The sequence below is a fragment of the Micromonospora sp. NPDC050187 genome (assembly GCF_044459745.1).
Classification (GTDB): Bacteria; Actinomycetota; Actinomycetes; order Mycobacteriales; family Micromonosporaceae; genus Micromonospora.
The window spans coordinates 290,366-314,478 of record NZ_JBITJH010000001.1 but is presented as its reverse complement, the minus strand read 5'-3'; the positions used below and the strand labels follow the sequence as shown (position 1 = coordinate 314,478).

Here is a 24,113-nt window from a genome sequence, read left to right as displayed (position 1 = left end):
AGGAGGCTGCGCGCACCCGATCGCGGCGCGCACTAGGGTTGTCAGGTGACCGACGAACCACCCCTGCGCCGTCGGGCCGCCGAACGCCGACCGGGAAACGAACCGCAACACCCGCCATCGGCCGCGCCGGAGCCGACGGACGCGGGGACCGAAGCGACCGCCGAGCAGCCCGTACCCCTGACCGCGCCCCGGGAGGGCACACCCGCGCCGGTGGCCACATCGGCCGCGTTGGCCGAGGTGGTGGCCCGGTTCGCGGCGGGCACCGGACCGGTGGCCATCGACGCGGAACGCGCCTCCGGATACCGCTACAGCCAGCGCGCCTACCTGGTCCAGCTGCGCCGTGGCGGGGCCGGCACCGTCCTGATCGATCCGTTACCCCTACCCGACCTGTCCGCCCTCGACGCGGTGATCGGCCCAGCCGAGTGGGTGCTCCACGCGGCCAGCCAGGATCTGCCCTGCCTGGCCGAGCTGGGGCTGCGTCCGCGCCGGCTGTTCGACACCGAACTGGCCGCGCGGCTGGCCGGATTCGAACGGGTCGGCCTGGCCGCGCTGACCGAACATCTGCTGGGTTACACCCTGGAGAAGCACCACTCGGCGGCGGACTGGTCGAGCCGGCCGCTGCCGGAGTCCTGGCTGACCTACGCGGCCCTGGACGTGGAACTCCTGGTCGATCTCCGCGACGCGCTCGCCGCCGAGTTGGAACGGCAGGGCAAGCAGGAGTGGGCAGCGGAGGAGTTCGCCGCGCTGGTGGCCGCCGGCGCGCGGCCGCCCCGGGTGCGGGCCGAGCCGTGGCGGCGGACCTCCGGCATCCATCGGTTGCGCGGTGCGCGGGCCCAGGCGCGGGTCCGGTCGATGTGGTACGCCCGGGACCAGATCGCCGCCCGCCGGGACGCCGCCCCCGGGCGGGTGCTCCCCGACTCGGCGATCGTCGCCGCCGCCGAGCTGGACCCGAAGGACGAGAAGACGCTGCTGACCCTGCCCGGGTTCGGGGGTCGGTCGGTACGCCGGCTGGCCCGCACCTGGCTGGCGGCGTTGGAGGACGCCCGGCTGCTGCCGGAGGACGCCCTCCCGGTCACCCCGGTGGTGGAGGGTCCGCCCCCACCGCACCGGTGGGCGGAACGGGATCCGGTGGCCGCCGCACGGCTGGCCCGGTGCCGCGAGGTGGTAGTCCGGATCGCCGGGGAACACCGCCTGCCGCCGGAGAACCTGATTACCCCGGACTCGATCCGCCGGTTGGCCTGGACCCCGCCGGACGAGATCACCGAGGAGACGGTGACCGAGACCCTGCGCGGCTTCGGCGCGCGGAGCTGGCAGCTCGACCTGCTGGTGTCGGAGCTGACCGCCGTCCTGCCCACGCCGTGACGGCCCACACCCACCCCGGCCCCGGGGTGGGTGTGGTGTGGGACACACGGAGGGCACGGGCACGCATGGTTACTGGTGAGTAGCATGCGAGGAACCACGCCCGTGCCGGCGACCTTCATTCGGTCCGGAGTGCCGCTTGTCGGCGCCTAGGCCGAATCATGGTCGAAAAGGAGGCTCAAGTGCCCCGTGAAGTTCGGGATGTCGTCTTCGTCGACGGCGTCCGCACCCCGTTCGGCAAGGCGGGTGGCATGTACGCCAACACCCGCGCCGACGACCTGGTCATCCGCTGCATCCGGGAACTGCTGCGGCGCAACCCGCAGCTGCCGCCGGAGCGGGTCGAGGAGGTGGCCATCGCCGCCACCACCCAGATCGGCGACCAGGGCCTGACCATCGGCCGGACCGCCGCCCTGCTGTCCGGCCTGCCGAAGACCGTGCCCGGCTACGCCATCGACCGGATGTGCGCGGGCGCGATGACCGCGGTGACCACCGTCGCCGGGGGCATCGCGATGGGCGCGTACGACGTCGCCATCGCCGGTGGCGTCGAGCACATGGGGCGGCACCCGATGGGCGAGGGCGTGGACCCGAACCCGCGCATCCTCGCCGAGAAGCTGGTCGACCCGTCCGCCCTGGTGATGGGGGCCACCGCGGAGAACCTGCACGACCGGGTCCCGCATGTCACCAGGGAGCGCGCCGACGCGTTCGCACTGGCCTCGCAGCAGAAGACCGCGAAGGCGTACGCCAACGGCAAACTCCAGCCCGACCTGGTCCCGGTCGCGACCCGGGACGAGGAGGGAGGCTGGGGGCTGGCCACGGCGGACGAGGCACCCCGGGACACCTCGCTGGAGAAGCTCGCCACCCTGAAGACCCCGTTCCGCCCGCACGGCCGGGTCACCGCCGGCAACGCCGCAGGACTGAACGACGGCGCCACCGCCAGCCTGATCGCGGCCGAGTCCACCGCCCGCGAGCTGGGACTGCCGATCGCCATGCGGCTGGTGTCGTACGGCTTCGTCGGCGTCGAGCCGGAGGTGATGGGCGTCGGCCCGATCCCCTCGACGGAGAAGGCGCTGCGCATCGCCGGCCTGGGCATCGACGACATCGGGCTGTTCGAGCTGAACGAGGCGTTCGCCGTGCAGGTGCTCGCCTTCCTCGACCACTTCGGCATCGCCGACGACGACCCCCGGGTCAACCCGTGGGGCGGCGCGATCGCCATCGGTCACCCGCTCGCCTCCTCGGGCGTACGGCTGATGACCCAGCTCGCCCGGCAGTTCGCCGAGCACCCCGAGGTCCGGTACGGCCTCACCGCCATGTGCATCGGCATCGGCATGGGCGGCACGGTCATCTGGGAGAACCCACACTGGACGGGGTCCAGCGAGCAGGCTCAGCGGGAGGGTGGAGACAAGTGAGCACGATCGCCGCGGCGAACGAGGTGGTCACGAAGGCGCTGCTGCGCCGGGTGAACGTGCCCGGCCTGGACCGGCCGGCCGCCCTGATCACCCTGGACAACGGTTTCGACCACACCAAGCCGAACACCCTCGGACCGGGCGGTCTGACCAGCCTGGACGAGGCGATCACCGAGGCGCTGGCCGCGAACCCGGCGTTCGTCGCGGTCACCGGCAAGCCGTACGTCTTCTGCGTGGGCGCGGACCTGGTCAGCCTGCCGCAGATCGCCGACCGGGAGCAGGCGCTGGAGGTCGGCCGGCTCGGCCACCGGGTCTTCGCCCGGCTGAAGGACAGCGACATCCCGACCTTCGCCTTCGTCAACGGCGCGGCGATGGGGGGCGGCCTGGAGCTGGCGCTGCACTGTCACTACCGGACGCTCTCCGGCGGCGCGGCGGCCCTGGCCCTGCCCGAGGTGTCGCTGGGCCTGGTTCCCGGTTGGGGCGGCACCCAGCTCCTGCCCAACCTGATCGGCATTCCGGCCGCCACCCAGGTGGTCATCCAGAACCCGCTGATGCAGAACAAGATGCTCAGGCCGAAGCAGGCCGCGGAGATGGGCATCGCCGACGTGCTGCTGGAGCCGGCCGACTTCCTGGAGCGGTCCCTGGAGTGGGCCGCCCGCGTGGTGCGCGGTGAGCTCACCGTGTCCCGGCCAGAGGTCGACCGGGACATGTGGGACGGCGTGCTCTTCTTCGCCCGGCAGATGCTCGACCAGCGGCTGCACGGCGCGGTCCCGGCCGCGAACCGGGCCCTGGAGCTGCTCGCCCTGGCCAAGGAGGCCGACTTCGCCGCCGGCACCGCCGCCGAGGACGAGGCCCTGGCCGACCTGGTCTTCTCCGAGGAGCTGCGCAGCGGCCTGTACGCCTTCGACCTGGTGCAGCGGCGGGCCAAGCGGCCGGTCGGCGCGCCGGACAAGGGGCTGGCCCGCGAGGTCACCAAGGTCGGCATCGTCGGTGCCGGCCTGATGGCCAGCCAGCTCGCGCTGCTGTTCGCCCGCCGCCTCCAGGTGCCGGTGGTGATGACCGACCTGGACCAGTCCCGGGTGGACAAGGGCGTCGCCTACGTGCACGCGCAGATCGAGAAGCAGGTGTCCAAGGGCCGGATGGACAAGGGCACGGCGGCCAAGCTGTACGGCCTGGTCTCCGGCTCGGTCGACAAGGGTGTCTTCGCCGACGCCGACGTCGTCATCGAGGCGGTCTTCGAGGACCTGGGCGTCAAGAAGCAGGTCTGGGCCGAACTGGAGAAGATCGTCTCGCCGGAGGCGGTGCTGGCCACCAACACCTCATCGCTCTCGGTGACCGCGATGGCCGCCGACCTGGAGCATCCCGAGCGGGTGGTGGGCTTCCACTTCTTCAACCCGGTGGCGGTGCTGCCGCTGCTGGAGATCGTCCGGGGCGAGCGGACCGACGACGCCACGCTGGCCACCGCGTTCGCCGTCGGCAAGCAGTTGCGCAAGTCCTGCGTGCTGGTCGCCGACGCCCCGGCGTTCGTGGTCAACCGGCTGCTCACCCGCTTCCTCGGCGAGATCTTCGCGGCCGTGGACGCGGGCACCCCGCTGGAGGTCGCCGACAGCGCGCTGGACCCGCTGGGCCTGCCGATGCGTCCGCTGGCCCTGCTCCAGCTGGTCGGCCCGGCGGTCGCCCACCACGTGGGCGGCACCCTGCACGCGGCCTTCCCGGACCGGTTCGCGGTCAGCGGCAACCTGAAGCGGATCGCCGAGTCGGGGCAGCCGGTCATGGTGGACGACGAGGTGAACCCCGAGGTGGCAAAGCTGCTGGTGGTCGGGGACGCGCCGTTGACCGCCGAGCAGGTCCGGCAGAACGCGCTGGACGCGCTGGCCCAGGAGATCCGGCTGATGCTCGACGAGGGCGTGGTCGCCGAGGCGCAGGACATCGACCTGTGCATGATCCTCGGCGCCGGCTGGCCGTTCCACCTGGGCGGCGTGACGCCGTACCTGGACCGGACGGGCACCTCGGAGCGGGTCACCGGGACGCGCTTCCTGCCGCGCGGGGCGGCGAGCCTGCCCGCCTGATCCGCCGTACGACCACCGGGGGTCGGCACGCCGTGACGGCGTGTCGGCCCCCGTTCGTTCGGGCCGGCACGCCCCGGCCGCCGGACGGTGGAGCGTCCCATCGGGGCAACGGTCATGTCGGTGCGGCTGGTTAGGATCACGCGTCCATTCCTGAGATTCGGAGCATCGATGTCCCAGCCGCACCACCCCTCGCAGCCGGAGTACGGCTCTGCCACCCCCCAGCCGTCCGGCGCGCCCGGCTACGGCGCTGGCCAGCCGTACGGGGCCGACCCGATGGGGGCCGGATTCGCGCCGCCGCCGAAGAAGAAGTCCGGCGTCGGCAAGGTCCTGCTGATCGTCCTCGCCGTGGTGCTGGTGCTCTGCGTCGGCGGCGGCATCGCCATCTGGGCCACCGTCAAGGACGACGTCGGCGAGGTCGTGGAGGCCACCAAGACCCGGGTGGTCGCCCCGGAGACGCTCAACGGCCGCCCCAAGGTCACCGAGCCGGGGCTGGTGGCCGCGTCGGAGCAGATGGCCGCCGCGATCAAGAAGGACGTGCCGGAGGCGACCAGCACGGTCGGCGGCTTCTACGGCGACCCGGCCAAGAACGACCTGGTCATGATCATCGGGATCTCCGGCGTGATGGCCGACCCGGAGAAAGAGATGAACGACGCGATCAGCGCCATCTCCGGGCAGCTCGGTGCCACCAACATGGCCGCCGTGGAGCCGGGGCCGCTCGGCGGCGACGCCAAGTGCGGCGACGGGTCTTCCGAAGGCGTCAAGCTCGGCATCTGCGTCTGGGCCGACCGGGGCAGCCTCGGCATGGTGGTCATGTACTTCAAGACCGGCAAGGAGGCCGAGGCGGAGTTCGGCACCATCCGCGCCGCCATCGAGCAGCGCAACTGAGTCGTCCGGTATCCGGTTGGGGCCCCTTCCGTGCGGGAGGGGCCCCTTCGCGTCCCCGGGTCAGGCCGTCGCGGCCCGCTCGGCGGCGCTGCGCAGCACGCAGAACTCGTTGCCCTCCGGGTCGGCCAGCACGACCCAGCCGGTGCCGTCCGGCCGCCGCTGGTCGTCCACCTGGGTCGCGCCGACGGCGAGCAGGCGCTCCACCTCGGCGTCCCGGTCCCGGTCGGCCGGCTGCAGGCAGACGTGCATCCGGTTCTTGACAGTCTTGCCCTCCGGCACCTGCACGAAGAGCATCATCGGGCCGCCCGGCGGCAGCAGCATCGCCTCCGGGTCCCCGGGCAAGTCGTCGGGCCGGCGAGAGCAGCCGTAGACCTCGGCCCAGAACCCGGCGAGGACGTAGGTGTCGTGGCAGTCGACGGTGACGCTGTGAATTCCTGAACTCACGGTTTCCTCCGTACGAGGATGGGACGCGCCCCGCGTGAGTCGACTGTCAGCGGTGCCGGCGGCGAGGCGCGGGAATGACAATGGTGGACATCGACCGCACCTCCCTTCCCTGCTCGGGCTGACCGGGCGATCATGCCAGGCCCTCGCTGGCCGGCGCAAACGTATTACCGCCGCCGCCGTCAGTCAGTCGGTCGTCGCGGCGACTCCGGTGCCCGGCAGGGCGGCGGTGGTGACCACGGCGGAGGCGCTGACCACCGGGGTGGCGTCCGCCGCCGGCAGGGTCACCGTGACCTCCAGGCCCCCGCCCGGCTGCGCGATCACCCGGACGCTGCCGCCATGCGCGTCGCAGACCGCCCGGACGATGGAGAGCCCGAGCCCGGAGCCGCGTGCCCCGGTCCGTTCCCGCCCGCCGCGCCGGAACGGCTCGAACAGCCCCGGCACGTCCGCCTGATCCACCTCGAAGCCGGTGTTGCCGACCACCAGCCAGGACTCCCGCCCGTCGGAACCGGTGCGCACCCAGAGCCGGCCGTGCAGGTGGTTGTAGCGCACCGCGTTCTCGATCAGGTTGCCGGCGAGCCGGCCGAGCAGGCCGGGGTCGCCGACCACCGGGGCCGGCTCCAACGCGGTCTCCACCCGGAGCTTGATCCGCTCCATCTCCCGACGGACCGCCGACAGCGCGGCGGCGGTGCCGTCGGCCAGGTCGCTCTCGGTCTTGCGGCCGAGCCGGCGTCCCGCTTGGGCCTCGCTGCGGGCCAGCACCAGCAGCGCGTCGACCAGGCCGTTGGCCCGCTCGGAGGCGTCCCGGACGACGGTGGCCATCCGGCGGAACTCGGCGGTGTCCGCCTCGTCGTCGGTGAGCGTCACGTCGATCTCGGTCCGCATCACCGCCAACGGCGTCCGCAGCTCGTGTGAGGCGTTGGCGACGAACCGTTTCTGTGCCTCGAACGCCTCGGCGATCCGGTCCAGCATCGCGTCGAAGGTCTTGGCCAGCTCGGCCACCTCGTCGTCCGCCCCGGAGTAGCCGATCCGCTGGTCGAGGGTGGCCTCGCCGAGCCGGCGGGCGGTGGAGGTGACCTGGTGCAGCGGGCGCAGCGCCCGCCCGGCCACGGCGTACGCGCCGGCCACCGCGACCACGCTGATCGCCAGCAGGGCGACCAGACCCTTGGCGAGCAGTTCCCGGGACGCGGCGTCGACCAGTTGCCGCTGCCACTGCCCGGCGTCCAGGGTGCGGCCGTCGGCGAGCACCACGGTGGTGCCGGGCAGCAGCTCGTCGGTGGGACGCAGCGCGTCGCGCACCAGCAGCCAGGCCAGCAGGACGAGGATCGCCCCCGCGCCGACCAGCAGGATGCCGTTGAGCAGGGTCAGCCGTAGCCGCAGGGTGGGCCGCAGCCGGGGACGGCGGGTGAGGTAGACGGTCATGACAGCTCTCCGGCGGTCCGGTAGCCGGCCCCGACCACCGTCTCGATCAGCGGCGGGTCACCGAGCTTCTTGCGCAGGGTCATCACGGTGACCCGGACGATGGTGGTGAACGGGTCGGTGTTGGCGTCCCAGACCCGTTCCAGCAGCTCCTCGCTGGAGACCACCGCACCCCGGGCCTTGAGCAGTTCGCGGAGGACGCCGAACTCCTTGTTGGTCAGGTCGACCGTCGACCCGCCCCGGGTGACCACCCGGCGGGCCGGGTCGAGCACCAGGTCGGCCAGCTCCAGCACCGGCGGCGCGGGCGGGGTGGCCCGCCGGCCGAGGGCCTGGACCCGGGCGACCAGCTCGTCGAAGGCGAACGGTTTCGGCAGGTAGTCGTCGGCCCCGAGCTGGAGCCCCTCCACCCGGTCGGAGACGGTGCCGCTGGCGGTGAGCATCAGCACCCGGGTGAGGGTGCCGGAGGCGGCCAGCTCGGCGCAGATCTGGTCGCCGTGCACGCCGGGCAGGTCGCGGTCGAGGATGACCACGTCGTACCGGGTGACGAAGGCCATCTCGTGCCCGGCGTCCCCGTCGTACGCGACGTCGACCGCCATCCCCCGGCGGCGCAGTCCCCGCGCGATCGCGTCGGCGAGGTTGCGCTCGTCCTCGACCACCAGTACCCGCATTCCCGGCCTCCTCGCTGCTGCCCACCACAACCTAGTGTCGGCCGCCAAACGCGAGGTCGTCGCGGGCCTCCGGCACACCCCGCCGGGGCATTGCAAAGAAACTTCGGGTACGCGATGCTGCACGAAACATGTCTACGGATCGGACCGTGATGGCCGCAGCGACGCAGGGCCGGGACGTCGTCTACCGGGTCTTCCGGTTCCCGGCGGACCTCGACACCGGCACGGTGCTCGGCGTACGACCCGACGACGGCGGACTCGTCCTGGGCGGACCGCCGGCCGAGCTGGAGTACACCGACCCGCACACCGGCGTCCGCACCCGGTACGACGTGGGCCGCTGGACCTCCCCACCGGTCCGGGTCGGGTTCGGGGTCCACCAGGTGGTCCCCTCCTGGACCGCCGACACCCCGGCGGGCTGCTGGATCCAGGTGGAGGTGTGCGGCTGGGCCGCCGACGCCCCGGTCACCGACTGGTGCGTCCTGGCCCGGTGGGCCGCCGGCGACGAGGGGATCCGCCGCACCTCCGTACCCGGGCAGCGGGACCGGCGGGCTGAGGTGGACACCGACACGCTGACCGTGACCGGCGCGCAGGCGACCGGTTGGCAGGTGCGGGTGACCCTGGCCCGCCCGGTCGGCACCACCGTCGGGCCGACCCTGCGGACGGTCGGCGCGGTCGCCTCCGGTCCCCGCTCGACGACTCCCCCACCCGTGCCCCCGGCCCCGTCCCCGGTGCGGGCGGACGGGACCGGGCCGGCGCGAACCGACGGGACGGCACGGGACGCGGCGGGCGGCCGGGTGCTGGCGGTGCCGATGTTCTCGCAGCGGCTGCACGCCGGGCACCACCCCCGGTGGGGCGGCGGCGGGGACTCCTGGTGCAGCCCGACCTGCGTCGCCATGGTGCTGGCCTACTGGGGCGTCGGCCCGACGCCCGACGAGTACGCGTGGGTGGACCCGGCCGACCCCCGCCCGGAGGTCGACCACGCCGCCCGGCACTGCTACGACCACGCCTACCGGGGCGCGGGCAACTGGCCCTTCAACACCGCCTACGCCGGCCGCTACGGGATGGACGCCTTCGTCACCCGGCTTCGGTCGCTGGCCGAGGCGGAACGGTTCGTCGCCGCCGGGGTGCCGCTGGTGGTCTCCGCCGCGTTCCGGACCGGTGACGTGCCCGGCCTCGACTACGACACCAAGGGGCACCTGATCGTGCTGGTCGGTTTCACCCCCGACGGCGACCCGGTGCTCAACGACCCGTACGCGTCGGACGACGCCGGGGTGCGCCGGACCGTCGACCGCCACCGGTTCACGGCGGCCTGGCAGCAGGGCAGCGGCGGGGTGGCGTACGTCATCCGCCCGCCGTCGGTGCCGCTGCCGCCGCCACCCGCCCAGCCGAACTGGTGACCGCCCGACCCGATCCGGCACGTCGCGGACCCCGGCCGGCCGGGGTGTCGGCCTGATGCCCGCCGGGGCGTCGGCCAGACCACCCGGTCAGTGCGGCAGGCGGGTCAGTGCGGCAGCCACCAGAGGCGGAACGAGCCGTCCAGCTGCTGGCACAGCAGCAGCTCCGGGTGGAAGCGGCAGTCGCCGTAGGTGCCGGGCAGCACGTCCAGGATCCGGGGTCGGCCGAGCACGACGTCGAACTCGGCCACCAGCAGCCCCCGGTCCCGGATCTCCCGGGAGGCGACCGGCGGCCCACCATCGACCGGCGTCTGCAACCCGTTCCAGCTGCCCAGGTTGGCCAGCTCCCGGCCGGTCGCGAGGTCCAGCAGGACGACCTCCTCCCGGACCGGACTGACCGACGTGGTCGCCACCAGCCGGTCCCCCACCGGGAATCCCGCCAGCCACCGGGGGTCGTGCCACACGGTCCGGCCGGTCGCCCGGTCCAGCGCCCGCACCCCACCGGCCTGCTCCCAGGAGCACAGCAACGCGCCGCCGCACGGCGTGACGTACGCCACCGAGGGCAGGTCGACCGTCCAGCGGCGGTCCAGCCGGTCCAACCCGTACGCGGTCAGCGTGGGCGGATCGATCCGGACGGCCAGCAGCAGGTCGCCGGTCACCTGACCGCCCACGCCGGCGTCCGGGGCGCCCAGGTCGACGGGCGCGGCGGCCAGCACCCGGCCGGAGTCGGCGTCCCGTACCTCGATCCGCCCCGACGGGAGAATCCACACCAACCGGTCGATCCCCCGCTCGGCGAAGCGGTGGTCGGTCAGGTGCGGAGTCCCCGTCACCGACCAGTGCACCGCCCCGGTCGCCGGGTCGACCACCCGGACCGACTGCCCGTCCTCCCCGACGGGAACGGTCAGCAGCACCCGGCCGCCCTCGGTCAGCATCGGCGAGCCGGGCTGACGCCAGCGTTCCCGCCCGGTCGCGGTCTCAAGGGCGACGGTGAGCGCACTTTCCCGTCCGCCGTCGTTGCTGGTCACCAGAAGGACCCCGGCGGCAGCGGCCATCGGCCAGATCCTCGGCGCGTCCGGCACCGTCCGCCGCCAGCGGGCGCGCAGCGTCGACGACGCCATCCGCCCGTCGTCGGGCAGGTCGTAGGCGGTCAGTTCCCGGCCACCCCGCACGCCGCCCGAGCGGGGACCGACCACCACCAGTTGGTCACCGGCGAGGAACGCCTCGGCCCCGGAGCGGCCGGGCACCGTCACCGAGACCCGCCGGGGTGCCGGTGCCGCCCCGGCCAGGGTGACCAGGACGAGGCCGAGCACCAGCGCGACCCGCCAGGGCCGCGTCATCCCGGGTCGGGGCCGTACCGGCGGTTCCGGGTCGTCGTCGCGCACCTCACCCAGATCGATCAGCGCCATCCGTGTCCTCCCCGCGCCCTCCCGCCACCGCCGGGGTCACGGCGCGCCGGCCGCCGGCCGCGATCGGCACCGGCGGTGGCAAAAGCGACAAGACCTCTCGCGTACGATGGCGCGTCGTGGCTGTGCCGGTGGTAGACCCCTCGTTGAAGTCCGCGTCCGTGTCCGCTGCGGCCGACCCGCCGGCGGACACCCGGCCGACGACGAACGGCCGGTTCGTCCGTGCCGACGCGCTGGCCATCGGAGCCTATGTGCTCCTCGGTGTTCTCGTGTGCCTGAACTACTGGGGGGACATCGAGAACCGGGTCTCCTCGCACCTGCCCACCGACCACAGCTGGTTCGAGTGGCTCTTCTCGCACGGCGCGTACTCCGTGCGTCACCTGGAGAACCCGCTCTTCTCCGAGCGGCAGAACGCCCCGGACGGGGTGAACCTGATGGCGAACACCTCGCTGCTCGGGGTGACCCTGCCGCTGGCGCCGCTGACGCTCCTGCTCGGCCCACAGGTGGTCTACGCCCTCTACCTCGGCGGGGCGCTGGCCGCCACCGCCGCCACGTCGTACTGGGTGCTGTCGCGTCGGCTGGTCCGCTCCCGGGCGGCGGCGTTCGTCGGCGGCGCGTTCCTCGGGTTCGCGCCGGGCATCGTGCACCACGCCAACGGGCAGCCCAACTTCGTCTCGAACTTCCTGCTGCCGCTGATCGTGGCCCGGGTGCTCCGCCTCGGCGAGCCGGGCCGGTGGCGGCGCAACGGCGTGGCACTGGGGCTGCTGGTCGCGTACCAGATCTTCGTCAACGAGGAGATGCTGCTGCTGACGGCGCTCGCCTGCCTGGTCGTCGTGGTCGGGTACGCGGTGGCGCGCTGGCGGTCCGCGCGGGCCCAGGCCGGCACCTTCCTCGCTGCCCTCGGTCTCGGCGGCGGGCTGGCGCTGCTGCTGACCGCGTACCCGATCTGGTTCCAGTTCAACGGCCCGCAGTCCTACCGCGGCCTCCAGGGTGGCGTCTTCCACAGCTGGGGCGAGGATCTGGCCGCCTTCGTCACCTTCGCCCGGGACACCCTGGCCGGGGACCCTGCGGTGGAGAAGACCATCGGGCTGACCGAGCAGAACACCTGGTTCGGCTGGCCGGTGGTGCTCGTCACGCTGGCGGCGATCGTGCTGCTCTGGCGGCGTTCCCTGGCCGCGCGGATCGCGGCGGTGCTGGTGGCGCTCTTCACCGTGGCGTCGCTCGGCCCCCGGATCCGGCTCAACGGCGTGGAGACCGAAATCTACGGTCCCTGGCACTACGTCCCGGACGACCTGCCGCTGGTCGAGATGATGATGCCCACCCGGCTCGCCCTGGTGGTGACCGGCGCGGTGGGCGTCCTGCTCGCGCTGGCCTGGGACGCGGCCGACCGGAGCGGCCGAGGCGCCCCGGCGACCGGCGCCGACGGCCAGCCGGCCGTCGCCGGCACCACGCCCGGCGCCACCGCCGACACCGGTCCCGGTGCGGCCACCGCCGGTTCCCGCCGCCGTTGGGTCCGCCCGGTCGGGTACGCCGCCGTCGCGCTGGCGGTGCTACCGCTGGTCCCCCGGCCGCTGCCGGCCCAACAGATCGACCCGCCGCCGGCGTTCATCACCTCCGGCGCCTGGCGGCCCTACGTGCCGGACGGCCGGACCCTGGTGCCGGTGCCCATCCCGAGCAACGTGCACGGCCTCTCCACGCTGCGCTGGAGCGCGCTGACCCAGCACGAGTTCCCGGTGCCGGGCGGCTACTTCATCGGCCCCGGCCCGAACGACGAGGGCATCTTCGGGGCGCCGAACCGCCCGACCAGCACCCTGATCTACTCCACGATGGACAAGGGTGCGGCACCGGAGCTGACCGACGAGGACCGCCGCCGGGCCGTCGAGGACCTGCGCTACTGGCGGGCCTCCGTGGTGGTGCTCGGCGCGCACCCCCGGGAGGCGGCGCTGCGTGAGCTGATGACCGGCCTGCTGGGCGAGCCCCGCCGGGTCGACGACGTGTGGCTCTGGGACGTCCGTCCCCTGGTCTGATCCACCCCCGGCCCACCGGCCCCCGCACGGCGGCGGGACCCGGTGGGCCGGTCAGTCGGCGCGGGTGGTGATCGGGCGGACGTCCCAGAGCCAGACGTCCTGCTCCCGCCGGGCCGGGCCGACGAGTTGCTCGACCGTCTGCCGCAGCGGCTCGACGTTCTTCTGGTCGACTGGCAACACCATGATCGCCGCCCGCCAGTAGCGCAGCTCGTCCAGGGACCGCCGACGCTCCCGGTCGGTCAGCTTCGGGGTCCGCCCGGTGGTCGCCACCTCCTGGAGGATCTCGCCCACCCCGCTGGGCCGGCCACCGAACCGGCCCGGGTCACCGGTGTTGCCGTTGCGGGGCGCGAGGAAGTAGCCGCCGGGGATCTTGAAGTCCAGGTTGGTCGAGGCGGCCCACCGCATGCCGTTGGTGTTGCCCATGCTCGGCACCGGCACCGGCACCAGGGTCTGCTCCGCCGCGACGTAGCGCCGCCACTGGTCGGAGGTGATGAAGTCCGGCACCGGCGGGCGGCTGGTCACCTTCAGCGGCATCGGGGCGATCGGCAGCAGCGCCATGACCAGGCCGGCACCGACCAGGGTGCGGGTGTGCTGGGCCAGTGGTCGCGTCGTCCAGGCCCGCTCGACGGCGATGGCGAGCAGCACGCCGATCACCACCGTCGTGATCATCCCGAACCGGGTGGGCACCACCGCGTCCAGCAGCGGCAGGCGGACCAGCCACTCCCACGGGCCGGTGAAGAGGTCCCGGTCCCACCAGGAGATCCGCTCCCCGAGCGAGAGCACGGCGTAGAAGACGCCGGTGACCGCGAGCGCCCGGACGATCAGCTCCCGGCGCAGCCAGAGCACGATGCCGACGGTGATCAGCGCCAGGCTCCAGCCGAAGAAGGCGTTCTCCTCGGAGTAGTTGGGGGCCAGGTTGGCGTTGGCCCGCTCGTTGCCGCCCAGGGTCGGTGAACCCGGCGTGACGAACGCCGCGATGTCGTTGCCGTAGTCGCGGACCGCGTCGCTGAGCCCGTGGTACGCCATCGGGCCGCCGAACTGGACGTAGAGCGGGTACGCCAGCAGCGACCCGGCGACCAGGGTGCAGACCCCGAGCGCGACCGCCATCGGCCGCCAGGCGGCCGACCAGAGGTCCCGTCGCTGGGCGACCACGGCGATCAGGAAGATGCCGCAGGCCATCGCGGTGAAGAGCAGGATCTCCTCGTTGATGAAGGCCTGCCAGGTGACCAGCAGCGCCAGGATCAGCCCGTCCCGGACGGGGCGCCGGGAGCGGGTGATGACCAGCACCCGCCAGACGATGAACGGCAGCAGCCACTGCGAGATGATGTTCGGGTGCCAGTTGGCGTGCGAGAGCATCGCCGGTGCGAACCCGCAGAACCAGCCGCCGACCACGGCGGCCAACGGGGTCCGCACGACGTGCCGGGAGAGCACGTAATACCAGGTCGAGGCGGTGCCGGCCAGGGCCAGGGTGACCAGCACCACGAAGGTCACCGCAGGGCCGAAGAGCAAGGTGATCGGCACCATCGGGATACCGAGCGCCAGGATGGCCGTGTTGGCCATCAGGTTGACCCCGTCGGGGTAGTTGAACTGCTCGGTGTAGAACGGGAACTCGCCGTGCAGCACCACCCGCACCGAGTGAGCGAGGAAGAACTGCACCTGGGCCGGGTCGCTGCTGTAGAGCGAGGCGACCCGCCCGGCCGGGTCGACCCAGATCTGACTGGTCACCCAGATCGCGGCCAGCAGGAAGAAGCCGAAGACGCCGAGGTCACGTCGGGAGGTGGGCCAGCGTCGCCGACGGGCGGCGGTGTCCCCCGCCAGCGCACCGGGTGCGTCCGTGTCGTCGGCGTCCGCCCGGGTGGCCGCCGGGTCCCCGTCGGTCGTGGTCCCGTCGGTCGTGGTCCCGTCGGCTGCGCCCGCGTCGAGCGTCCGTTCGTCGACCGACCGGGCGGTGACCTGCGCCACTGTCGGGTCGTTCTCCGGGCCGAGGGTGGCGGATTCCAGCGTGGATACCCCACGGGGCACGGCAGGCGTCACAGTCGGCGGAGTCTACCGGAGCTGAGAAAAGCCACGAAAACGGCGGCGACGCCCGGGTCGGACGCCACACAGCCGGCGTCCAGCCTACGCCCAGCGGGCCGAGGCCCCGGTCGGGGGCCATCGGACATCTCGTAGCATGTGGCTTCCGGACCGGGCAGAACGATCGGGGGCGTACACGTGGCTTCAGTCCGCTGGCGCGGCAGGACGGCCACGGCGCTGCTGGCGCTGGCCCTGGTGACGGCCGGCTGCGGACCGGTCACCCAGCGGCAGCAGGCCCGGCTCCCGGTCGGCTACGACTCTCTCGACGGCGCCCTGGCGGTCTGGCCGGCACGGGGCGGTCTGACCGCCGACGCCGACACGACGGCCGCGGTGACGGAGGCGGTCCGTGACTGGCGCTCACCGGTCGACGACCGGGTCCACCTGCCCACCTCGGGCATCCTCTGGTCCGGTGAGGTCGGCGGGACTCGGCTGGCGCTGGTCGCCGCCGACGTGCCCGGGGAAAGCGCCTCCTGGCTGCTCCAACTCACCGGCGACGGGTCGCGGTACACGGTCACCCACGCCGTCGAGTACACCGACCGGGGTTACCTGGTCTACGCCGACGTCCTGCCGGTGCAGCTCGGTGCCGAGCGCCGCTACCTCACCTCCGCCCGGGTGGAGCGCCTGCTCGGACCGGACGGGCGGGCGCTGGCCGTCACCGACGGTCTGACCGGGCCGGTCGCCGTGCCGGCGTGCGCGGCCGTCCCACTGACCGCCACGCTGCGGGCCACCGAGTCGCTGCCGCGCGGCCGGGCGGCGGACCGCCTGCTCGACCTGGGTACGGCCACCGAACCGCCCCGTTACCCGCTGGTGCGGGACGAGTCCGGCGCCGGACAGCGGGCCCTGCACGGGCTGGACACCTGCCAGCTCGCCGGTGAGGACGGCCCGTTCGCCAGCGTCCCCCGCCGGCTGCGGGACCGGGAGGCACCGGAGTCGGTCCCGCGTTCCTGGCCGATGGAGCAGGTCACCGCCCGGGTGCTGGGGGAGATCACCCTCGACGGCGGCGCGCCGGCCGAGTTGAAGCAGCTCAGCTGGGAGAGCGAGGCCGGTCCGATGACCGCCCTGGTGCACCTCTCCCCCGGTGGGGGGCCGACCGTGGTCTCCTCCGCCGACCGGACCAGCACCCTCCAGACGTACGTGCTGCCGGTGCCGGGACAGCCGCTGGTGGTGCTGAGCTGGCGGGCCAGTCGGACCACCTCCCTGTCCACCCCGCCGGGCACCCGACGGCTGGTGGACCGCCCCGGCCTGGTGGTCGTGCCGCAACCGGAGTCCACGCAGACCTTCAGCCTGGCCAACGCCGAGCGCACCTACTACCGCTCGGTCAGCGGCCGCTGACCCTCTCCGCCGCAGACGCGGCGGGGGGGGGGGGCGCGGGGGGGGGGGGGGGGGGGGGGGGGGGGGGGGGTTTTGTGGGGGGGGGGGGGGGGGGGGGCCGCCCCCCCCCCCCCCCCGGGGGGTGGGTGGGCCGCCAGGTCCGCGCTCCGGGGGGGGCCACCCCCAACTCCCCCGGGCCAACCGCCGCCCCCACCTCCCCCCGGGGGGCCCGGGCCCGCGCCCCCCCCCCCCCCCCCCGGGGGCGCCCGCCAGCCGGGGGGGGCGGCCGCCCGGCCGGAGGGTTGGTCAGTTCTGTGCGGCGGGCTTGCCGGCGGTGAGCCGGACCGGCTCGACCTGCTCGGAGTCGAGGCGCGAGATCCAGCCGGTGACGTCGCGGGCCACGTCCTGCGCGGTCAGGCCAAGGTCGGCGAGGATCTGCGCCCGGGTGCCGTGCGGGTGCCAGTCCGCCGGTACGCCGAGGTCACGCAGCGGGACCCGGACGTCGGCGTCGCGCAGCGCCTGGGCCAGCGCGTTGCCGACCCCGCCGGTGCGTACGCCGTCCTCCACGGTGACCACGAGCCGGTGCGCGGCGGCCAGCTCGACCAGCTCCGCCGGGACCGGCCGCACCCAGCGCGGGTCGACCACGGTGACCCCGTAGCCCTGCTCGGCGACCCGGGTGGCGACCTCCATGCCGAGCTGGCCGAAGGAGCCGACCGCGACCAGCAGCACGTCGGTACGGGCCGCCTCGGCCAGCACGTCCACCGGACCGACCCGGCGTACCGCCGGCAGGTCGGCGGCGACCGAACCGGTCGGGAAGCGGACGATGGTCGGGCCGTCGTCGACGGCGACCGCCTCGCGCAGCTCCTCGCGCAGCGTGGCGGCGTCCCGGGGCGCGGCGATCCGCAGGCCCGGCACCACCCCGAAGACCGACATGTCCCAGAGGCCGTAGTGGCTCGGCCCGTCCGGGCCGGTTACGCCGGCCCGGTCCAGCACGAAGGTGACCGGCAGCTTGTGCATCGCCACGTCCAGCAGGACCTGGTCGAAGGCACGGTTGAGGAAGGTCGCGTAGACCGCCACCACCGGGTGCAGCCCGCCGAGCGCCAGCCCGGCCGCCGAGGTGGCCGCGTGCTGCTCGGCGATGCCGACGTCGTAGACCCGGTCGGGGTGCTTACGGGCGAGCTTGGCGATGCCGGTGGGCTCGGCCATCGCGGCGGTGATGCCGACCACGTCCGGCCGCTCGTCGGCGATCGCGACCAGCTCGTCGGCGAAGACGTGGGTCCACTTCACCGACGGGGCGGCGACCAGCTTGCCGGTCTCGACGTCGAACGCGCCACCGGGGCCGTGCAGGCAGTCCGCCTCGTCCTCCTCGGCGGGGCGGTAGCCGTAGCCCTTGCGGGTGACCGCGTGCACGATCACCGGGCCGCCGAAGTTCTTCGCCGCCCGCAGCGCGGACTCGACCGCCTCCCGGTCGTGCCCGTCGACCGGGCCGACGTACTTGATGCCGAGGTCCTCGAACATGGCCTGCGGGGCGACCGCGTCCTTGATGCCCCGCTTGACGGCGTGCAGCACCTCGTACATCGGCCGGCCGACCAGCGGGGTGGAGCCGAGGGCGTCCTTGACCGTGTCCAGGATCTTCTCGTAGCCGGGGTTGAGCCGCAGCGACGAGAGGTGGTCGGCGAGGCCACCGATGGTCGGCGCGTACGACCGGCCGTTGTCGTTGACCACGATCACCAGCGGGTTGCCGGCGGTGGCGATGTTGTTCAGCGCCTCCCAGCACATGCCGCCGGTCAGCGCGCCGTCGCCGACCACGGCGACCACGCTGCGCTGCTCTCCCCGGAGCTTGTACGCCTTGGCCAGGCCGTCGGCGTAGGAGAGGGCGGTGGAGGCGTGCGAGTTCTCGATCAGGTCGTGCTCGCTCTCGGCCTGGCTGGGGTAGCCGGAGAGGCCGCCGCGCTGGCGCAGCCGGTCGAAGCCGGCCTGCCGGCCGGTGAGGATCTTGTGTACGTACGCCTGGTGGCCGGTGTCGAACAGGAGGCGGTCGCGGGGGGAGTCGAAGACCCGGTGCATGGCGATGGTCAGCTCCACCACGCCGAGGTTGGGGCCGACGTGCCCGCCCGTGCGGGAGACCTTGGCGATCAGGAAGTCCCGGATCTCGGCGGCGAGGATGTCCAGTTCCTCGGCGGACATCCGCTTGACGTCCTGCGGACCGTGCACCGTGGCCAGTAGCCGGCCGTGGTTGGCCGTGTCCTCTTCAACACTCATGAGGGATGAGTCTATCGGCCGCCGCACAGTCCGCAGTCTGGGCCGCAGCTCAGCCGGACCGGCCGTCGACCACCCGGAGCCGACGCGGGGCCGGCGTCGGGACGGTGCCCCGGGGCGGCCCGGCCGGGGTCCACGAGCCCAGCACCGCCGCCCGGCGGGCCCCGGTGACCGAGGGCACCGCCCCGGGCAGGCCGTGCCAGGAGAGCCAGCCCAGCAGGGCGAACGCGTACGCCTCCTTGGCCTGCGCGGGCACGCCCAGCTCGTCGGTGGTGCGCAGCCGCCAGCGCCCCGCGCCGAGCGCCGCCAGCCGGCCCAGGAGTGTGGGGTTGCGCACCCCGCCCCCGGCCGCGACGACCTCGACCACCCGGTGCCGGTCGCACTCGGCGGCCACGGTGCGGGCGGTCAGCTCGGTCAGCGTGGCGAACACGTCGTCGACGGACAGCGAGCCGTCCAACCCGGCGAGCCGGTCGTCCAGGTAACCGGCGTGGAAGAGTTCCTTCCCGGTCGACTTGGGCGGCGGCGCGGCGTAGTAGGGCTCGGCGAGCAGCGACGCCAGCAGGTCGGGGTGCACCCGACCGGCGGCGGCCCGCGCGCCGCCGGAGTCGCAGGGCGCGTCGAGGAACCGGCGGGCCGCCGCGTCGAGCAGCGCGTTGGCCGGCCCGATGTCGTACCCGACCGGGGGCGCGCCGGACGCGACCACGGTGAGGTTGGCGATGCCGCCCAGGTTCAGCGCAGCCCGGGGCCCGGTGGCCGCCGCGTCGGCGAGCAGCAGCGCGTCGAAGGCCGGCACCAGGGGCGCGCCCTGCCCGCCGGCGACCACGTCCGCGCTGCGCAGGTCGCTGAGCACCGGTACGCCCACCCGGGCGGCCACCCACGCCGGGCTGCCGAGTTGCAGGGTGCCCCGGGCCCGTCCCGCCTCCACCCAGTGGAAGACCGTCTGCCCCGGCGAGACGACCAGGTCGGCCCGGCCGCCGGCCAGCTCCACCCCGACCGCCGCCGCCTCGGCGAACACCTCGCCGAGGCGGTTGTCGAGCCGGCAGACCGCCTCCACGGTGGTCTCGTTCGGCGGCAGCGTCGCCCCGACGGCGGCGCGCAGCTCGTCGTCGTAGTCGATCCCCCGGTGGCCGAGCGGACGCAGCAGCAGCGTCTCCCCCTCCACCGCGAACTCGGCGGCGGCCACGTCCACGCCGTCGTACGAGGTGCCCGACATCAGTCCCACGATCCGCAGCACGGCTCAGCCCTCCCCGGCCGGTGGCAGCAGCAGCCCGACCAGTTCCACGTGCTGGGTCATCGGGAACAGGTCGAACCCGCGCAGGGCGGCCAGCCGCCAGCCCGCCGCCGTGAAGGTGCGCACGTCGCGGGCGAAGGCGGCCGGGTCGCAGGCCACGTACGCCACCGCCCGCGGCCCGGCGGCGACCAGGTCGCGCACCACCCGCGCGCCCGCGCCGGAGCGCGGCGGGTCGAGCACCACCACGTCGACCGGGCCGGTGATCCGGCGGCGGGCCAGCGCGGTCTCCACCCGGGCCGGCACCACCTCGACCCGGTCGAGGCCGGCCAGGTTCTCCCGGGCTGCCCGGACGCCGTCGGCCGCCGCCTCGACCAGGGTGACCCGGCCGGTCGGCGCGACCCGGCCGGCGAGCGCGGCGGCGAAGAGGCCGGCCCCGCCGTAGAGGTCCCACGCGGTCTCGCCGGGACGTGCTCCGACCAGCTCCAGCACGGCCGTGACCAGGGTGTCCGCCGCAGCCGGGTGGACCTGCCAGAAGGCCGAGGCCGGTAGCCGCCAGTCCCGGCCGGCGGCCTCCTCGCGGACCGTGTCCGGTCCGCGCACCGGCGTGCCGACCCCCTCGGCGACTGCGGTGACGGTGACGTCCCCGCCGGTGGAGGCGACCACCTCGACCGCCTCGGCCTCCGGCCAACCGGTCGCCAGCACCGGCAGCTCCTGGAGCGCGGGGTGGGCGATCAGGCAGCGGTCGATCGGGACGACCTCGTGCGAGCGGTGCTTCAGCAGCCCGGCCCGACCGGCCGCGTCGACGGCGTAGCGGACCCGGGAGCGCCAGCCGAGCGGCCCGCCGGGCAACGCCTCGACCTGCGGGTCGAGCGCGTCCAGCTCGGCGTCGGTGAGGCCGCCGAGCCGGCTGAGCTGCTCGCGCACCACCGACACCTTCCACTCCCGCTGGGCCTCCGGCGCGACGTGTTGCAGGTCGCAGCCGCCGCAGCGGCCCGGCCCCGCGTACGGACAGGGCGGCTCGACCCGCTGCGGCGCGGCCTGGAGCACGGTCACCGCGTCGGCCCGGAGGAAACCCGAATGCACCTCGGTGACCTCGGCGACCACCCGCTCGCCGGGCAACGCGTGCCGGACGAAGACCACCTGCCCGTCGAGTCGTGCCACGCAGTGCCCACCCGGGGCGACCGCCCCGACGGTCAGCTCGATCCGTTCGGCCTCCTCCGGCCCCATCCGTACGCCCTCCACCTCGACGTCCACGTCACTCACCGCCGGCCTCCCGTTCCCGGCCGCCGCCCTCGCCGGGTGCCGCCGTGGGCACCGGCGGGACGGTCGGCGGCAGCGTACTGCGCGGGGCCACCCGGGGACCCCGGGCCGGACCCCGGCTCAGCGTCGCGTCGAACCGGGTCAGGTTCTTGCCCCGGGAGGAGGCGAGCTGCCAGGGCACGCTGGTCACCATCACCCCCGGTTCGAAGAGCAGCCGGGTCTTCAGCCGCAGCGCGCTCTGGTTGTGCAGCAGGTTCTCCCACCAGCGGCCGACAACGTACTCCGGGATGAAGACGGTGACCACGTCGCGGGGCGACTCCCGGCGGGTGGAGGCGACGAAGTTCAGGATCGGCCGGGTGATCTCCCGGTACGGCGAGTCGACCACGGTCAGCGGCACCGGCACCGCCCGCCGTTCCCATTCGGCCTGGAGTTCTCGGGTGTCCTTGTCGTCCACGTTCACCGTCACCGCGGTCAGCGAGTCGGGCCGGGTGGCCTGCGCGTACGCCACCGCGCGCAGGGTCGGCTGGTGCAGCTTGCTGACCAGCACGATCGCGTGGTTGCGGGCGGGCAGCACGGGGCGGCCCTCGTCCGGGGTCAGCTCGACGGCGACCCGGTCGTAGTGCCGCCGGATGGCGACCATCAGCCCGTAGCTCACCCCCATCGCGGCGATGGCGATCCAGGCGCCGAGGAGGAACTTGGTGATCAGCACGATGACCAGCACCGTCGCGGTCATCGCCATGCCGACGCCGTTGATCGCCCGGGAGCGGACCATCCGGCGGCGGGCCTGGGCGTCCCGCTCGGTGCGCAGCAGCCGGTTCCAGTGCCGGATCATGCCCGCCTGGGAGAGGGTGAAGGAGACGAACACCCCGACGATGTAGAGCTGGATGAGCTTCGTCACCTCGGCCTGGAAACCGACGATCAGCACGATCGCGAAGACGGCCAGGAAGAGGATCCCGTTGGAGAAGGCCAGCCGGTCGCCCCGGGTGTGCAGCTGCCGGGGGAGGAACCGGTCCTGGGCGAGGATCGAGCCGAGCACCGGGAAGCCGTTGAAGGCGGTGTTCGCGGCCAGGAAGAGGATCAGGGCGGTCGCCCCGACCACCACGAAGAGCAGCACCGACCCGGAGCCGAAGATCGTCTCGCCGAGCTGGGCGGCCACCGTCTTCTGGACGTACCCCTCCGGACCGGAGACGATCTGCAACCTCGGGTCCTCGACGAACTGGAGGCCGGTCAGCCGGGCCAGCCAGACGATGCCGACCAGCATGGTCACCGAGACCGTGCCGAGCAGCAGCAGGGTGGTGGCCGCGTTGCGGCTCTTCGGCCGCTTGAACGCCGGCACCCCGTTGGAGATCGCCTCCACGCCGGTGAGCGCGGCGCAGCCGGAGGAGAAGCTGCGCAGCAGCAGGAAGGCCATCGCCCAGCCGGTCGTGTCGCTCCACTCGGCGACGATCTCCAGGCCGGCGCTGGGCGCGCGGAGGTCATGGCCGAGCACGAAGACCCGCACCAGGCCGGTGAGGATCATGCCGACGATGACGATGATGAAGCCGTAGGTCGGGATGGCGAAGGCCGTGCCCGACTCGCGCAGGCCGCGCAGGTTGATCGCGGTGAGCAGCACCACCGCGGTCACCGCGACGAGCACCTTGTGGGTGGCGACGAACGGGATCACCGAGCCCAGGTTGGCCACCCCGGACGAGACCGACACCGCCACGGTCAGCACGTAGTCGACGAGCAGCGCGCTGGCCACCCCGATGCCGAACCGGGGGCCGAGGTTCACCGTGGCCACCTCGTAGTCGCCTCCCCCGGAGGGGTAGGCGTGCACGGTCTGCCGGTAGCTGGCCACCACGGTGAGCATCACCACGACCACCGCGAAGGCGATCCACGGGGAGAAGAGGTACGCCGACGCGCCCGCGATGGAGAGGGTCAGCAGGATCTCGTCGGGGGCGTACGCGACGCTGGAGAGCGCGTCGGAGGCGAAGACCGGCAGGGCGATGCGCTTCGGCAACAGCGTGTGCTGGAGTCGGTCGGACCGGAACGGACGACCGAGGAGGAGCCGCTTCAGCAGCGAGGTGGGACTGGCCACAACCGCTAAGCGTACGGCCAGTCCGGGCAGCCCACCCCGGGGTGCCCGACGGCTCCCGGGGCCGCACCGGGGTAGCGTCTCCTCCGCGCCGGGGCGGCGAACGTGGCAGGCTCGCAGACGACCACGCCCGTCGGGGCGGCGGGGATGCGCACCGTCGGGAGGGGACGCCGTGCATGTCGTGATCATGGGGTGCGGCCGGGTGGGCTCCACCCTCGCCCAGAACCTGGAGTCGCGGGGCCACTCGGTGGCCGTCATCGACCAGGACGCCGACGCCTTCCGGCGGCTCAGCCCCGACTTCGCCGGGGTCACCGTGACCGGCGCCGGGTTCGACGGGGACGTGCTGCGTCAGGCCGGCATCGAGCGGGCGGACGCCTTCGCGGCGGTCTCCAGCGGCGACAACTCCAACATCATCTCGGCCCGGCTGGCCCGGGAGACGTTCGGTGTGGCCCGGGTCGCCGCCCGGATCTACGACCAGCGTCGGGCCCAGGTCTACGAGCGTCTCGGCATCCCCACCGTCGCCACCGTCCGGTGGACGGCGGACCGGATGCTGCGGCACCTGATCCCCGAGGGGAACGTGGAGATCTTCCGCGACCCGACCAGCACCGTGTCGATCATCGAGGTGCCGACACACAAGGACTGGATCGGCCGGCCGCTGCGCACCCTCGAGGAGGCGACCGGCGCGCGCACCGCGTACCTGACCCGCTTCGGCATCGGCACGCTCCCCACCTCCTCCACGGTGGTGCAGGAGGGTGACCAGCTTTTCATGCTGGTCACCGACGACATCGCGGCGGCGGTGACGGCGGTGGCCGTGGCCCCGCCGGAAGGAGGGCACTGAGC

Annotated in this window: 17 protein-coding genes; 8 read left to right on the top strand and 9 right to left on the bottom strand. The window is 73.8% G+C overall.

Annotated elements, in window-relative coordinates:
• Positions 1 to 45: 45 nt before the first annotated feature.
• The 4 genes from ACIBJE_RS01405 to ACIBJE_RS01390 all read left to right on the top strand — a co-directional run bounded on the left by ACIBJE_RS01405 (position 46) and on the right by ACIBJE_RS01390 (position 5,716).
• The gene (locus ACIBJE_RS01405; RefSeq protein ID WP_396741557.1) at positions 46 to 1,362 is read left to right on the top strand and encodes a ribonuclease D; all 1,317 of its coding nucleotides are present in this window, start codon (positions 46 to 48) and stop codon (positions 1,360 to 1,362) included.
• A gap of 179 nt (positions 1,363 to 1,541) precedes the next feature.
• The gene (locus ACIBJE_RS01400; RefSeq protein WP_396741555.1) at positions 1,542 to 2,765 is read left to right on the top strand and encodes a thiolase family protein; all 1,224 of its coding nucleotides are present in this window, start codon (positions 1,542 to 1,544) and stop codon (positions 2,763 to 2,765) included.
• The gene (locus ACIBJE_RS01395) at positions 2,762 to 4,831 is read left to right on the top strand and encodes a 3-hydroxyacyl-CoA dehydrogenase NAD-binding domain-containing protein (RefSeq protein WP_396741554.1); all 2,070 of its coding nucleotides are present in this window, start codon (positions 2,762 to 2,764) and stop codon (positions 4,829 to 4,831) included. Before ACIBJE_RS01400 ends, ACIBJE_RS01395 begins: the two co-directional genes overlap by 4 nt.
• Before the next feature lie 168 nt (positions 4,832 to 4,999).
• Positions 5,000 to 5,716, top strand: coding sequence for a hypothetical protein (locus ACIBJE_RS01390; RefSeq protein WP_396741552.1), 717 nt, complete (start codon positions 5,000 to 5,002; stop codon positions 5,714 to 5,716).
• Between the two features lie 60 nt (positions 5,717 to 5,776).
• Here the strand turns inward: ACIBJE_RS01390 and ACIBJE_RS01385 are convergent, their stop codons facing one another.
• From ACIBJE_RS01385 to ACIBJE_RS01375, 3 genes are all read right to left on the bottom strand, one after another.
• Positions 5,777 to 6,160: a VOC family protein gene (locus tag ACIBJE_RS01385; protein WP_396741550.1), complete on the bottom strand. Its 384-nt coding sequence runs from the start codon at positions 6,158 to 6,160 to the stop codon at positions 5,777 to 5,779.
• Positions 6,161 to 6,343: 183 nt separating this feature from the next.
• The gene (locus ACIBJE_RS01380; RefSeq protein WP_396741549.1) at positions 6,344 to 7,579 is read right to left on the bottom strand and encodes a sensor histidine kinase; all 1,236 of its coding nucleotides are present in this window, start codon (positions 7,577 to 7,579) and stop codon (positions 6,344 to 6,346) included.
• Positions 7,576 to 8,244, bottom strand: coding sequence for a response regulator transcription factor (locus tag ACIBJE_RS01375; protein ID WP_396741547.1), 669 nt, complete (start codon positions 8,242 to 8,244; stop codon positions 7,576 to 7,578). The genes ACIBJE_RS01380 and ACIBJE_RS01375 overlap by 4 nt, the downstream gene beginning before the upstream one ends.
• 128 nt (positions 8,245 to 8,372) lie before the next feature.
• On the opposite strand from ACIBJE_RS01375, the gene ACIBJE_RS01370 reads away from it, so the two are divergent.
• Entirely contained in the window at positions 8,373 to 9,638 is a 1,266-nt protein-coding gene (locus tag ACIBJE_RS01370) for a C39 family peptidase (protein WP_396741545.1), read from the top strand.
• A gap of 104 nt (positions 9,639 to 9,742) precedes the next feature.
• Here ACIBJE_RS01370 and ACIBJE_RS01365 read toward each other — a convergent pair whose 3' ends face one another.
• Entirely contained in the window at positions 9,743 to 11,041 is a 1,299-nt protein-coding gene (locus ACIBJE_RS01365; RefSeq protein WP_396741543.1) for a PQQ-binding-like beta-propeller repeat protein, read from the bottom strand.
• 158 nt (positions 11,042 to 11,199) lie between these two features.
• On the opposite strand from ACIBJE_RS01365, the gene ACIBJE_RS01360 reads away from it, so the two are divergent.
• Positions 11,200 to 13,065, top strand: a complete 1,866-nt coding sequence (locus ACIBJE_RS01360; protein ID WP_396742216.1) for a hypothetical protein — start codon at positions 11,200 to 11,202, stop codon at positions 13,063 to 13,065.
• A 51-nt stretch (positions 13,066 to 13,116) separates the two neighbouring features.
• On the opposite strand, the gene ACIBJE_RS01355 is transcribed toward ACIBJE_RS01360, so the two are convergent.
• Entirely contained in the window at positions 13,117 to 14,883 is a 1,767-nt protein-coding gene (locus tag ACIBJE_RS01355; RefSeq protein WP_396742214.1) for a hypothetical protein, read from the bottom strand.
• A 393-nt stretch (positions 14,884 to 15,276) separates the two neighbouring features.
• On the opposite strand from ACIBJE_RS01355, the gene ACIBJE_RS01350 reads away from it, so the two are divergent.
• Positions 15,277 to 16,470: a hypothetical protein gene (locus tag ACIBJE_RS01350; protein WP_396741541.1), complete on the top strand. Its 1,194-nt coding sequence runs from the start codon at positions 15,277 to 15,279 to the stop codon at positions 16,468 to 16,470.
• A 285-nt stretch (positions 16,471 to 16,755) separates the two neighbouring features.
• Here the strand turns inward: ACIBJE_RS01350 and dxs are convergent, their stop codons facing one another.
• From dxs to ACIBJE_RS01330, 4 genes are read right to left on the bottom strand one after another with little or no spacing between them, the layout of a single operon-like run.
• Positions 16,756 to 18,711, bottom strand: a complete 1,956-nt coding sequence (gene dxs / locus ACIBJE_RS01345) for a 1-deoxy-D-xylulose-5-phosphate synthase (protein WP_396741539.1) — start codon at positions 18,709 to 18,711, stop codon at positions 16,756 to 16,758.
• A 49-nt stretch (positions 18,712 to 18,760) separates the two neighbouring features.
• Complete coding sequence (locus ACIBJE_RS01340; protein WP_396741538.1) at positions 18,761 to 19,942, bottom strand: anhydro-N-acetylmuramic acid kinase; 1,182 nt, start codon at positions 19,940 to 19,942, stop codon at positions 18,761 to 18,763.
• 3 nt (positions 19,943 to 19,945) lie between these two features.
• Positions 19,946 to 21,166: a class I SAM-dependent RNA methyltransferase gene (locus ACIBJE_RS01335; protein ID WP_396742212.1), complete on the bottom strand. Its 1,221-nt coding sequence runs from the start codon at positions 21,164 to 21,166 to the stop codon at positions 19,946 to 19,948.
• A gap of 28 nt (positions 21,167 to 21,194) precedes the next feature.
• Positions 21,195 to 23,276 (bottom strand): APC family permease, encoded by a 2,082-nt coding sequence (locus ACIBJE_RS01330; RefSeq protein WP_396741537.1) that lies wholly within the window; start codon positions 23,274 to 23,276, stop codon positions 21,195 to 21,197.
• A gap of 169 nt (positions 23,277 to 23,445) precedes the next feature.
• On the opposite strand from ACIBJE_RS01330, the gene ACIBJE_RS01325 reads away from it, so the two are divergent.
• Positions 23,446 to 24,111 carry a potassium channel family protein gene (locus tag ACIBJE_RS01325; RefSeq protein ID WP_396741536.1) on the top strand — a complete coding sequence of 222 codons (666 nt, stop codon included), beginning with the start codon at positions 23,446 to 23,448 and terminating at the stop codon, positions 24,109 to 24,111.
• Positions 24,112 to 24,113: the final 2 nt, after the last annotated feature.